Here is a 14003-nt window from a genome sequence, read left to right as displayed (position 1 = left end):
TTTTAATGATACCAAAATAGTGTATGATATCAATAAAGTATAACCTTAAAAAGGATGGGTATTTTTATGACAAAAAGTAAGCGCTTTGATGATATTACTATACAATCTTATGACAAGCAATACCGTGATGCGTTAGAGAACTTTGAACTAAGCGAAAGGCAACGCATCTATTCATCTTTACCCTTAGAAGTTCTCGATGAAGCACTTAACGATGAAAATCGTGTTGCGAATGTTGTTTTGAACACACAGCAAGAAGTGATTGGTTTCTTTGTGCTACATAAGCATTACCAACATGAAGGTTATGATACACCGGAAGAGGTCGTCTATGTACGTTCGCTTTCAATTAATGAACGCTATCAAGGACATGGGTATGGTACAAAAATGATGATGATATTGCCGCAATATGTACAGGAAGTCTTTCCTAAGTTTAATCATCTTTATCTCGTTGTTGATGCTGAAAATGCAGCAGCATGGAACTTATATGAACGTGCAGGGTTTATGCATGCTGCAACAAAAGAGGAAGGACCTATTGGAAAAGAACGCTTATATTATTTAGATTTAGATGCGAAATACGTATCTTCGCTTAAGCTACAATATCATGAGAGTGACCTAGAAAGTCCTATTGATGTGGTAGATCTGATGTTGAATGGAACCAAAGTTGGATTTATTGCGCTAGAACAATTTGAACACCGCTTAATTATTCGTTCTGTCTATGTTAATGAATCACACCAATCTACAGGTGTTGCACAAAATGCACTGCGACAGTTGGCAACGTATGTTAGAAAAAACTTTGAAGATATTAAGGTAATAGAAGTGACATTATTTGGTCCAAATCATCAATTAAAACCATTATTTGAGAAGAGTAACTTTGTTGAGACATTGGTAGCGGATGATTACCGCACATTTGAGAAGTATATTAATTACTAAAAAATAGGATGAATGATATTTAAACGAGTATTTATCAATGAAATGGTATGTTTTATCTACACAATGATAAAATCCAGTTTTTTAATAAAATTTTTGATATAGTTGTATTTAATGTGAATCTGATTTTTGATAGATTTTATTATGCTGAGAACTACTCATATATTAATTAAATTCGACTATTAAGGAGATTTGAAATGTTAAAAGGTGTTATAGATAGATTGAAAAAATCATGCATTAAACTTATTTTTCAAGTTGTTTCTTTAAAGCAAAATAAGAAATTAGTGTATTTTGAAAGCTTTCATGGCAAACAATATAGTGATAATCCGAGAGCATTGTATGAATATTTAAAACAAAATACAGATTATAAGCTTATTTGGGGTGTGAAAAAAGGCTATGAATCAGTATTTAAGCAACATGGGGTACCATATGTGACGCGTTTTTCAATAAAGTGGTTTTTAACAATGCCACGCGCCAAGTATTGGATGATTAATACAAGATTACCGCAATGGTTCTATAAATCTTCAAAAACAACATATTTACAAACTTGGCACGGTACACCATTGAAACGTTTGGGCTTAGATATTGAAGAGGTACAAATGCCAGGTACCAATACAATGAAATATAAGCAAAATATTGTTAATGAGAGTAAACGTTGGGATTATTTGATTTCTCCTAACAGATACTCAACTGAAAACTTTGAACGTGCTTTTCAAGTAGATCGTTCTAAGATTATTGAAACCGGATATCCAAGAAATGATAAATTGGTTAATGAACAGCATAACACTTCATATATTCAGCGTATTAAAGATGAGTTGAATATACCTGCTGATAAAAAAGTCATTATGTATGCACCGACATGGCGAGATGATAAATTTATAAAACAAGGATCATATGAATTAAATTTAAATTTTGATATTGAGAAGTTGAGACAACATTTGAGTGATGAATATGTTATTTTATTAAGAATGCACTACTTGGTTGTTACAAGAGTTGAAGAAAATGATAGTTTTGTCATTGATGTTTCAGACTATAAAGATATCGCTGAATTATATTTGATCAGTGACATATTGATAACTGATTATTCGTCAGTCATGTTTGACTTTGGTGTGTTAAAAAGACCTCAAATATTTTATGCTTATGATTTGGAAGATTATGATAGCCGATTGCGAGGCTTCTATATGGACTATCAAAACAATTTGCCGGGTCCAATTATTCAAAATGAAGAAGATTTAATTCACTTATTGAAGAGTGGCGAGGATCTTAAGAAGAACTATATGGAACCATTAGAACAATTCTATGAAACATATTGTTCTCTTGAAACTGGAGATGCTTCGAAAAAAGTGATTGATAGAATCATGATGTAGGAATATGAGGTTTTTGAGAAGTGTCACTTTGATGAGAGTGAGTGCTAAGATATCATAAAATTGAGCGCTAGGAAATCGAATGTCAATATTTAAGAAGTAGGCGTTTTGTCATAATGGGGAATCGATTTTGATCACTGTTCGAGTCCTGTTCCAATTTTAAGCACTTCTCTCACAACCTCGTACATTCGAGAAGTAAATGAATGACTAAAAAAGAAAAATAAAAAGAACTTTGTAAAACATTGCGAAAAGCGCTACAGTCATTTATAATCTATTTTTGTTATAGTTAATTATAGGAAAGGTTGAGAGGCTATTGTTAGAGTTTCTAAAGCTATAGCCGCAACCTAAGTTACAAAATAGATACACGAAATAAACGCGAATCTTTGAAAGGAAGATATGCTGATGAAATTACAAGATTACACACAAGAAATGATGGACGAAAAGTCATTTATCGATATGGCTTATACATTGCTCAGCGAACAAAACGATACAATGAACCTGTACGATATTATTGATTCATTCAAACGTATTGGTCATTATGAAGATGCACAAATTGAAAACCGTGTTGTTCAATTCTACACAGATTTAAACACAGATGGTCGCTTCTTAAGCGTTGGGGACAACGTATGGGGTCTTCGTGACTGGTATTCAGTAGATGATATTGAAGAGAAAATCGCGCCAACGATTCAAAAATTTGAAATCTTGGATGAAGATGATGAAGAAGATCAAAACTTAACATTACTTGGAGAAGATGATTCTGAAGGTGATGTGAACATTCCAAATCGTACAGATGATCAAGAAGAATTAAATGATCCAGAAGATGAACACGTTGAAGATGAGATTGAAGAGTCAGACCTTGTTGTAGAAGAAGATGATGAAGAAATCGATGAAACGTATGACGATGATGAATTGGAAGATGATGACGAGTTAGAGGACGAAGAAGAACTATAATTATCGTTTAAAAAGATTGTTATCCTTTTAAAAGTCGTCATCATGGAAGCATGAAATATTGTTTAGCAGATGATTAGATGAATCATCCATGAACAATTAAGCTTTTTTACAGTATGATAAAAAATCATAATTCGTATTGGAAGTTTATTGACTTTTTGGTTCAAAGTGATAAAATTTTAGTCGGGCTCCTTTAATTAGGACGATTGAATAAACTGATACGTCAGAAGATGAATTAATTCACTTCGACAATAAATAAAGCTGTGTAAAGACATAGTAGACGTAAAAGTTCCCCCTTGCAAACGACGCATTGTGAGAGGGAGCTTTTTTATTTTTTAAATGCACCCATCATGTTGGTAGGGCGATCACATTATTGAAAACTGTTGAGGAGGATTTTTTGCATGACTAAATTTATTTTTGTAACGGGTGGCGTGGTATCTTCACTCGGTAAAGGGATTACAGCAGCATCACTTGGACGTTTGTTAAAGGACAGAGGACTTAAAGTCACAATTCAAAAGTTTGACCCTTATTTGAATGTAGACCCAGGTACTATGAGTCCATATCAACATGGCGAAGTATTCGTTACAGATGATGGTGCTGAAACAGACCTTGACTTAGGACACTATGAACGTTTTATCGACATTAATTTAAATAAATATTCTAACGTAACAGCGGGTAAAGTTTACTCACACGTTTTACAAAAAGAGCGTCGTGGTGACTACTTAGGTGGAACAGTTCAAGTTATTCCACATATCACAAATGAAATCAAATCACGTCTTTTATTAGCTGGAGAAAGTACAAATGCGGACGTTGTTATCACTGAAATTGGTGGAACAACAGGTGACATCGAATCATTACCATTTATCGAAGCCATTCGCCAAATCCGTAGTGACTTAGGACGCGAAAATGTCATGTATGTGCACTGTACGTTATTACCGTACATCAAAGCGGCAGGCGAAATGAAGACAAAACCAACACAACATAGTGTAAAAGAATTACGTGGATTAGGCATTCAACCAGACCTTATCGTTGTTCGTACGGAACATGAAATGACACAAGATTTAAAAGATAAAATTGCGTTATTCTGTGATATCGATAAGCAAAATGTGATTGAATGTCGTGACGCTGAATCATTATATGAAATCCCGTTACAATTAAGCCGTCAAGACATGGACGATATCGTGATTGATCGCTTAGGTTTAGAAGTTGAGCGTGACACGCAATTAGATGAGTGGAAACACTTATTGGATGTTGTAAATAACTTAGAAGGTAAAGTGACAATTGCTTTAGTTGGTAAATATGTTGCATTACAAGATGCATACTTATCAGTTGCTGAATCACTAAAACATGCGGGTTATCAATATATGAAAGATATTGAGATTCGTTGGATTGATTCAAGTGAAGTAACAGATGAAAATGCGGAATCATACTTCCATGATGTAGATGGTATCTTAGTACCTGGTGGATTTGGTTTCCGTGCAAGTGAAGGTAAAATTTCAGCGATTAAATATGCACGTGAAAATAAAATGCCATTTTTCGGTATTTGCTTAGGTATGCAACTTGCGACTGTTGAATATGCACGTCACGTTGTTGGTTTATCAGACGCACATTCAGCTGAGTTAGATCCAAACACGCCATATCCAGTGATTGACTTATTGCCAGAACAAAAAGATATTGAAGATCTTGGTGGTACATTAAGACTTGGTTTATATCCATGTGAAATCAAACCAGGAACATTGGCTGAAAAGATCTATGGTGAGACATCAATTCAAGAACGTCATCGTCATCGTTATGAGTTCAACAATGCATACCGTGAACGCCTAGAAGAAGCGGGTATGATTTTCTCAGGAACAAGCCCAGATGGACGTTTAGTAGAAATGGTTGAATTAGCAGATCATCCATTCTTTATCGCATGTCAATTCCACCCAGAATTCTTATCACGTCCAAACCGTCCACAACCGATCTTTAAAAACTTCATCGGTGCTTGCGTAGAACAACAAGAAAAATAATAGTGATATTTAATAAAGGCTGGACCTTCTTGAAAGAGGGGACCAGCCTTTAATATTGGTAAGATTTGTAAATTAAAAAAATAAAAATGTGTAATCGTTTACAAAAATGTTATGGATGTCATTGACAATTACTTAAACTCTCTTTAAAATCAGAATGACTTATTTTTTTATAATATAAAAAGAGAATAGAGGGGTTTTGTTCATGTTTAACTTTTTAAAACCACCAAAACCTGCACAATCAGTGGCAGATCAACATGTGGATGAAACGTATAAAAAATTACGTTTTCAAGTTTTTATGGGGATCTTCCTTGGTTATGCAGGTTATTATCTATTGCGTAAAAACTTTTCGATTGCCATGCCGTACTTGGCGGATCAAGGGTTTTCAACAACTGGATTAGGTTTTGCATTATCTGCTGTATCTATTGCATATGGTATTAGTAAGTTTGTAATGGGGACAGTCAGCGACCGAAGTAATGCCCGAACATTTTTGGTGTTGGGTTTAGTGTTAACAGCAATTGTTAACTTATTAATGGGATTTGTTCCTGCATTTACATCAGGTATTACGATTATGTTTATCATGCTCTTCCTTAATGGTTGGTTCCAAGGAATGGGATGGCCACCATCTGGCCGTGTGCTAGTTCATTGGTTTAGCGTGAGTGAGCGTGGTAGTAAGACAGCCATTTGGAACGTTGCACATAACGTCGGTGGCGGCTTAATGGCACCATTTGCAATTTTTGGTGTGTACTTAATGTCTGTACTTGGTTTTGACTATATGAAAGGATATGAAGGGATCTTCATCTTTCCAGCAATTATCGCTATGATTGTTGCAATTGTGTCATATTTCTTAATCAGAGATACACCACAATCAGTTGGGTTACCTCCGATTGAAGCATATCGTAACGACTACCCAACAAAAGATAAAACGACTTTTGAAACAGAGCTTACAACAAAAGAGATTTTATTTAAATATGTATTGAATAATAAATGGGTATGGATTATTGCTGTTGCTAACATCTTTGTTTACTTTGTACGATACGGTGTATTAGACTGGGCACCATTGTACCTAAGTGATGTAAAACATTTTGATGTTGAAGGTTCAAGTTGGGCATACTTCCTTTATGAGTGGGCAGGTATTCCAGGAACACTCTTATGTGGTTGGTTATCAGACAAAGTGTTCAAAGGTCGTCGTGGACCAGCAGGATTTATCTTCATGATTGGTGTAACAATTGCCGTTGCTGTGTACTGGTTAAACCCAGCAGGGAACCCAATTGTTGATAATCTTGCTTTAGTCACAATTGGTTTCTTAATTTATGGTCCAGTTATGCTAATTGGTTTACAAGCACTTGACTATGTACCGAAAAAAGCGGCAGGAACAGCTGCTGGATTAACAGGCTTATTCGGATACTTAGGTGGTGCCGTGATGGCGAATATCATCATGGGTATCGTTGTTGATAACTTAGGATGGGATGCAGGATTCATCTTGCTTATCATTGTAAGTGTATTAGCAACAGTGAGCTTTATCTTTACATGGAACAAACGAGGACAAGAAGTCGTTCACTAGAAAGAGGTTGTGAAAGGGCGATGATCTTTCATAATCTAATTTTATATAAAAAACAGCACTTCATGTACATTTTATGCATGAAGTGCTGTTTTTTACTATAGACCGAGGTCACGAATCATTTCGATCATTTGTGTATAAATTTCATAATAGATATAGTTCAATGCCATTAAGTGTGGCACGACAACCTTATCGTAATCCTCTGTGAAAACAAGAGGACGTGGTGTAGAAAGATCAATGAAATGTACAAGATGATCAGGAATTTCTGATGAAGTCGGTTTGTTTGTAATGACGAAAACGTCTCGATGATCATCAATAAGTTGTGATAAGTCTTTTGCCATTTCATCTGTATAATGTTCACCAAATAACAATACACGATCAGTTGAATCAAGCGCAGATAATGTATCTAATGAGTCAAGAGGGCGACTTGCTTCTAATTTCTCTTCACTAGTTAAGACATAAGATTCAAATGATTTGATATCGCCATATCCTCGTACATAAATATGACCTTCGCCGCCAATTGCTTGAATTAAACTTTGTGCTGCCATTTGTATATCAAGTGACTGTGCATCTAATCGATTAAATACACCCGTCAGTTGAGTCGTTAGCATTTTTGACACGAGATTCAGCTCCTATAAATTAATGTTCTCATTGAATATTTCATGCGTTTATTCTATAGAAATTAACAACTTTAAGCAACGACAAAAAATGGTGGCGTTTTCATTTTAGGATTTGAGATTTTTTTCACAAAAACGCCTCATTTCAAGGTGATTTCTTATGCAAGACGGGGTATAGTTTGCTATACTGTATTTATAAAAATAAGTGCAATAAGCACTCAAGGAGGAACTTACATGCCTTTAGTTTCAATGAAAGAAATGTTAATCGACGCAAAAGAAAATGGCTATGCAGTAGGTCAATATAACTTAAACAACTTAGAATTCACGCAAGCTATTTTACAAGCATCACAAGAAGAAAATGCACCAGTTATCTTAGGTGTTTCTGAAGGTGCTGGGCGTTACATGGGTGGTTTCTACACAGTTGTAAAAATGGTTGAAGGATTAATGCACGACTATGAAATTACAATCCCAGTTGCAATCCACTTAGACCACGGTTCAAGTTTCGAAAAATGTAAAGAAGCAATCGATGCTGGTTTCACATCAGTTATGATCGATGCATCACACGAACCATATGAAGATAACGTTAAAATTACGAAAAAAGTTGTTGAATATGCACACGAACGCGGTGTTTCTGTAGAAGCAGAATTAGGAACTGTTGGTGGACAAGAAGATGACGTAGTAGCAGATGGCGTAATCTATGCAGATCCAATTGAATGTCAAAACTTAGTTAAAGAAACTGGTATTGACACATTAGCACCTGCTTTAGGTTCAGTACACGGACCATACAAAGGTGAACCAAACTTAGGCTTCAAAGAAATGGAAGAAATTGGTTTATCAACTGGTTTACCATTAGTATTACATGGTGGTACTGGTATCCCAACTCACGATATCAAAAAATCTATCTCATTAGGTACTGCTAAAATCAACGTAAACACTGAAAACCAAATTGCTTCAGCTAAACGTGTTCGCGAAGTATTAGCTGCTGACACTGAAGTATACGATCCACGTAAATACTTAGGACCAGCTCGTGAAGCAATTAAAGAAACTGTTGTTGGTAAAATCCGTGAATTCGGTACATCTAACAAAGCAGACAACTTCAAAGCTTAATTAACTTATTAATTTAATCATATAAGTTTAAACATATAAGACCTGGGGAACGTATCTTTTGGATATTGTTTCTTAGGTCTTTTTTATTTGGATATATGATGAGATATAAGTATTGAAAAGTATTCGAGAAAAAGCCATCAAAAGAATGAATACAATGGTTACGCCAATCATTCTTCTAGAAATAATACATTTTGCAATTTGAAAATTTTTACATTATAATTGCCCTTAAATATGGTATTCTAGGGTTATAAGAGACTGAAAAGGAGTTCTGAAGAATGGCACAAGATGTAATTAAAATTAGAGGTGGCCAAAAGTTAAAAGGTAAGGTTGAAATCAGTGGTGCCAAAAATAGTTCGGTTGCGATTATACCAGCTGCATTAATGGCTGAAGGACCAGTGACATTAGACGGACTACCAGAAATATCAGATGTTGAAACATTAGTGAGCTTGCTTGAAGATTTAAATATAAAAACAAATTTATCTGAGGGAACATTAAAAATCGATCCTTCAGAAATAGAAAATGCCCCACTTCCTAATAATAAAGTTGAGTCATTACGTGCTTCTTATTATATGATGGGGGCAATGCTTGGCCGTTTTAATAAATGTGTAATTGGGCTTCCAGGTGGATGTCCATTAGGGCCAAGACCGATTGACCAACATATTAAAGGATTTAAGGCACTGGGTACAAAAATCGATGAGTCAGACGATACATCTATGAAACTTGAAGCGGAACGTCTTGTAGGTGCAAATATTTATTTAGATATCGTCAGTGTAGGTGCAACGATTAATATTATGTTAGCTGCGACGCGTGCGGAAGGCCAAACAATTATTGAAAATGCTGCGAAAGAACCTGAAGTGGTAGATGTAGCAAACTTTTTAAATAGTCTTGGCGCAAAAATCTCAGGTGCTGGTACAAGTACGATTAAGATTTCAGGTGTACCATATTTGTCTGGCAGTAGACATACAATTATTCCTGATCGTATTGAAGCTGGAACGTATATGTGTATTGCAGCTGCATGTGGTGAAGAAATAGTCATTGATAATATTATCCCTGAACATGTTGAGCCGTTAACTGTAAAGTTAAAAGAGTTAGGTGTTAATATTGAATCTGGCGATGATTATATGATCGTTAAAGCAACGGCACCATATAAAAATGTTGATATTAAAACACTTGTTTATCCGGGATTTGCAACGGACCTACAACAACCAATTACACCGTTATTATTCTTAGCTGATGGTCCAAGTTTTGTCACGGATACCATTTATCCAGAACGTTTCAAACATGTACCAGAACTACAGAATATGAATGCGGCAATTACTGTTGATCAAGGAACAGCAACCATTAAACCATCTCAACTTGTAGGGGCAGATGTTTATGCGAGTGATTTGCGCGCAGGTGCATGTCTCATTATTGCTGGTTTACTTGCAGAAGGTGTGACAACCATTTATAACGTTCGTCATATTTATCGCGGCTATTCAAATATCGTAGAAACATTGAAATCATTGGGTGCTGATATTTGGACAGAACAACAAGCATAAGCAATTTTAATTGTGCAATGTGAGTTCATTAAGTGAGGCGATAATCATGGAAGTTTGTCCATATATAGAAGAAACGTTTAAGATTTTAGGACGCAGTTGGAATGGGTTAATTTTACATTATTTAGACAAATGTCCTGATCAATCTGCACATTTTTCGGACATGAAACGAGATTTAAAGCCTATTACGAATCGTGCGTTATCTTTAAAACTAACTGAGTTGGCAGAGGCACAATTGCTTGTGAAAGATGTGATTTCAGAAAATCCGCCATCTGTACGTTATCAATTAACAGAGAAAGGCAAAGCTTTGGCAGAAGCCTTAGTTCCTTTAGAAGATTGGGCGCATAAACATATGGAACTTAAACAAGAAGTGCAGTAAACTGCTGATGAATATAGAGTGGTCAGATATCTTTAAATAAAGATGTCTGGCTTTTTTTAATCCATAAATAATGTGGAAATTGTATTTAAAGATAGAAACGTTTTAATTTGCGTTAAAAGGGTTATACAGTGACTATGATAAATGATGAAGAGGTGTTATATATTATGAGAAATGATACTAAGCAATATATTAATGGAGAATGGATTGAGAGTGAAAGTGGCGAAACAATCGATGTCATTAATCCAGCAACTGAAGAAGTATTTGGCAGAATCGCAAAAGGGAATCAAGCCGATGTCGATAAAGCGGTACAAGCAGCAAAAGATGTTTACGTATCGTTTCGTCATACGCCTGTCAAAGAACGTCAAGAGATGCTAGGTCGAATTGTTGAAGGATATAAAGCACGCAAACAAGACTTAATCGATGTGATGACATTAGAATTAGGATCACCAGTAACGAAGTCAGATCAGGTTCATTATGAAACAGGACTTAAGCATTTTAAAGCAGCTTATGACGCATTGGATACGTTTGAATTTGAAGAACGTCGCGGTGACAACTTGATTGTTAAAGAGGCAATTGGTGTGACAGGATTAGTGACACCATGGAACTTTCCTACGAACCAAACATCACTAAAATTGGCAGCCGCATTTGCAGCGGGTTCTCCTGTTGTGTTGAAACCTTCTGAAATGACACCATTTGCGGCAGTGATTCTTGCTGAAATTTTTGATGAAGCAGGCGTACCAAAAGGTGTATTCAATCTTGTGAATGGTGATGGTGAGGGCGTTGGTACACCATTAAGTCAACATCCAGATGTCCGCATGATGTCATTCACTGGTTCGGGTGGCACAGGTTCAAAAATTATGGCAGAAGCCAGCAAAGACTTTAAAAAAGTATCGCTTGAGTTAGGTGGTAAGTCACCATTTATTCTTTTAGAAGATGCTGACTTAGATGAGGCAGTACAAGCAGCTGTCGCAAAAGTGGTAAATAATACGGGGCAAGTGTGTACAGCGGGAACACGTACACTTGTACCAGAACACCTAAAAGATGCCTTTTTAGAGAAAGCAGCAGCTGAAATAGCGCAAGTGAAAGTAGGAGATCCACAATCACCTGAGACTGAAGTAGGACCCATTGTGAGTGAGAAACAATATAACCAAGTTCAAGAATATATTCAAAAAGGAATTGATGAAGGTGCCACACTAGTACAAGGTGGTCTCGGAAAACCAGATGGCCTAGAAAAAGGTTATTTTGTAAAACCAACGATTTTTGCAGATGTGGATAATCAAATGACAATTGCACAAGAAGAAATCTTTGGACCTGTCATGTCAGTCATCACATATAAAGATCTTGATGAAGCAATTCAAATCGCAAACGATACAAAATACGGTTTAGCAGGTTATGTATTTGGTAAAGATCAAGAAACATTGAAAAACCTTGCACGCCGTATTGAAGCAGGTACGGTGATTATCAATAAGGCACCACGTACACCAGACTTACCATTTGGTGGTTATAAACAATCAGGTATTGGTCGTGAATGGGGCGACCATGGTATTGAAGAATTTTTAGAAGTAAAAGCGATTGCAGGCTTTTATAAATAATAAAGATGGGAAATATAGGTCAGGGATCTGCTACAGGTCTCTGGCTTCTTTTGATTAAATATAAATCTTTTGAAAGCAGTATGCGTTTTTTCTAAATAAAAAAAGGTTATAATATAACTATGATTTAAAAAACGATTTGAAAGGGTGCTTATACATGTTAGAGAGAACCAAACAATATATTAACGGTGCTTGGGTTGAAAGTGACAGTGGCGAAACGATTGACGTCATCAACCCAGCAACTGAAGAAGTATTTGGACGTGTTGCAAAAGGGAACAAGGCAGATGTAGATAAAGCGGTACAAGCAGCAAAAGATGTGTATGTCACGTTCCGACACACACCGGTTGAAGAACGCCGTGCGATGTTAGGTCGTATCGTTGAAGGATATAAAGCACGCAAACAAGACTTAATCGATGTGATGACTTTAGAATTAGGATCTCCAGTGACAAAATCTGAAACAGTACAATATGCAAGAGGACTTATGCACTTTGAAGCAGCATATGAAGCATTAGAGACGTTTGAATTTGAAGAACGTCGCGGTGACAACTTAATCGTTAAAGAAGCTATTGGTGTTGCAGGTCTCGTAACGCCATGGAACTTCCCAACAAACCAAACCTCATTAAAAATAGCAGCAGCATTTGCGGCAGGGTCTCCAGTCGTTCTTAAACCATCAGAATTAACACCATTTGCAGCAGTGATTCTTGCTGAAATCTTTGAAGAAGCGGGTGTGCCAAAAGGTGTATTTAACCTTGTGAATGGTGACGGTGAAGGTGTGGGTGCACCATTAAGTCAACATCCAGATGTCCGTATGATGTCATTTACTGGTTCAGGTCCTACAGGTGCTAAAATTATGGAACAAGCGACAAAAGACTTCAAAAAAGTGTCATTGGAGTTAGGTGGTAAATCACCATTTATTATTCTTGATGATGCTGACTTAGATGAAGCGGTAAAAGCAGCGATTGGTGCTGTTGTAAACAATACCGGACAAGCATGTTCTGCAGGGACACGTACGTTAGTACCTGAACACTTAAAAGATGCATTTTTAGAAAAAGCAGCAGCTGAAATTGCACGCGTTAAAGTAGGAGACCCTCAATCACCTGAAGTAGAAGTGGGCCCTATCGTTAGTGAAAAACAATTTCGTCAAGTTCAAGGTTATATTCAAAAAGGGATTGACGAAGGTGCAACAGTCGTTGCTGGTGGTTTAGGAAAACCAGAAGGATTAGAAACAGGTTATTTTGTAAAACCAACGATTTTTGCAGATGTGGATAATCAAATGACAATTGCACAAGAAGAAATTTTTGGACCTGTGATGTCAGTCATCACCTATAAAGACCTTGATGATGCTGTTCGAATTGCAAATGATACAAAATATGGTTTAGCAGGTTATCTATTTGGTAAGGACCAAGAAACGTTGAGAAATCTTGCCGGAAAAATCGAGGCTGGTTTAGTTGTCATTAATGAAGCGCCACGTACGCGTGATTTACCATTTGGTGGTTACAAACAATCAGGTATCGGCCGTGAATGGGGCGATTATGGTATTGAAGAATTTTTAGAAGTAAAAGCCATTGCAGGATTTTATAAAGAATAGGTACTAAATTTGAATAGATTGATTATTTCCTAGGTAATAAATGGAAAAGTAGGGTGCTAAGAACTGCTGTTGAAAGCAAATGCACCCTACTTATTTAGTTTTGATTGCAAAATATATTTGAAATGGGTTTTATGAGGTATTCAGAATCGTTCGTCTAATACACTGATATATCACCACAGAATACCTAAAATGGATCTAGAAATTTGTTGATGGCAATAGATATCTAAAGTATAAAAGCGGTTAGAAAATTGAATATCTGTATTGTACGACTTTGCCATAAATCTAAAACTACTTTTACAATCTTGCACACAGTTTATGACTTTTCAAGCCTTATTTTATAAAGTATTTAAAATGACATATTTGATGAAAATATGTAGAAGAATTC

At 36.1% G+C, this 14003-nt stretch carries 11 protein-coding genes; 10 read left to right on the top strand and 1 reads right to left on the bottom strand.

All coding sequences use genetic code 11. From position 1 onward, the window contains the following. Window positions 1-66: 66 nt before the first annotated feature. From MUA88_RS08535 to glpT, 5 genes are all read left to right on the top strand, one after another. On the top strand, window positions 67-927 hold the full coding sequence (locus MUA88_RS08535; protein WP_262603752.1) for a GNAT family N-acetyltransferase: 861 nt from the start codon (window positions 67-69) through the stop codon (window positions 925-927). A 194-nt stretch (window positions 928-1121) separates the two neighbouring features. Next, on the top strand, window positions 1122-2291 hold the full coding sequence (gene tarF, locus MUA88_RS08530) for a teichoic acid glycerol-phosphate transferase TarF (protein ID WP_262605400.1): 1170 nt from the start codon (window positions 1122-1124) through the stop codon (window positions 2289-2291). A gap of 399 nt (window positions 2292-2690) precedes the next feature. After that, complete coding sequence (rpoE, locus tag MUA88_RS08525; protein WP_262603750.1) at window positions 2691-3239, top strand: DNA-directed RNA polymerase subunit delta; 549 nt, start codon at window positions 2691-2693, stop codon at window positions 3237-3239. A 398-nt stretch (window positions 3240-3637) separates the two neighbouring features. Further along, a complete protein-coding gene (gene pyrG / locus MUA88_RS08520) occupies window positions 3638-5245 on the top strand; it encodes a CTP synthase (protein WP_262603749.1) in 1608 nt (535 codons plus the stop codon). Window positions 5246-5447: 202 nt separating this feature from the next. After that, window positions 5448-6806 carry a glycerol-3-phosphate transporter gene (gene glpT / locus MUA88_RS08515; protein WP_262603748.1) on the top strand — a complete coding sequence of 453 codons (1359 nt, stop codon included), beginning with the start codon at window positions 5448-5450 and terminating at the stop codon, window positions 6804-6806. A gap of 95 nt (window positions 6807-6901) precedes the next feature. Here glpT and MUA88_RS08510 read toward each other — a convergent pair whose 3' ends face one another. Further along, window positions 6902-7423, bottom strand: a complete 522-nt coding sequence (locus tag MUA88_RS08510) for a DUF2529 family protein (protein WP_262605399.1) — start codon at window positions 7421-7423, stop codon at window positions 6902-6904. A 231-nt stretch (window positions 7424-7654) separates the two neighbouring features. On the opposite strand from MUA88_RS08510, the gene fdaB reads away from it, so the two are divergent. From fdaB to MUA88_RS08485, 5 genes are all read left to right on the top strand, one after another. Beyond that, window positions 7655-8527 carry a class IIb fructose-bisphosphate aldolase FdaB gene (gene fdaB / locus MUA88_RS08505; RefSeq protein WP_262603746.1) on the top strand — a complete coding sequence of 291 codons (873 nt, stop codon included), beginning with the start codon at window positions 7655-7657 and terminating at the stop codon, window positions 8525-8527. 275 nt (window positions 8528-8802) lie between these two features. Further along, a complete protein-coding gene (murA, locus tag MUA88_RS08500) occupies window positions 8803-10065 on the top strand; it encodes a UDP-N-acetylglucosamine 1-carboxyvinyltransferase (RefSeq protein WP_262603745.1) in 1263 nt (420 codons plus the stop codon). A gap of 46 nt (window positions 10066-10111) precedes the next feature. Next, window positions 10112-10441, top strand: a complete 330-nt coding sequence (locus MUA88_RS08495) for a winged helix-turn-helix transcriptional regulator (RefSeq protein ID WP_262603744.1) — start codon at window positions 10112-10114, stop codon at window positions 10439-10441. A 164-nt stretch (window positions 10442-10605) separates the two neighbouring features. Then, the gene (locus tag MUA88_RS08490; protein WP_262605398.1) at window positions 10606-12033 is read left to right on the top strand and encodes an aldehyde dehydrogenase family protein; all 1428 of its coding nucleotides are present in this window, start codon (window positions 10606-10608) and stop codon (window positions 12031-12033) included. A 154-nt stretch (window positions 12034-12187) separates the two neighbouring features. Then, window positions 12188-13618 carry an aldehyde dehydrogenase family protein gene (locus MUA88_RS08485; RefSeq protein ID WP_262603742.1) on the top strand — a complete coding sequence of 477 codons (1431 nt, stop codon included), beginning with the start codon at window positions 12188-12190 and terminating at the stop codon, window positions 13616-13618. Window positions 13619-14003: the final 385 nt, after the last annotated feature.

Origin of the sequence: Staphylococcus sp. IVB6240, assembly GCF_025558425.1 — a bacterium.
Classification (GTDB): Bacteria; Bacillota; Bacilli; order Staphylococcales; family Staphylococcaceae; genus Staphylococcus.
This window is presented reverse-complemented; position numbering and strand designations above follow the sequence as displayed.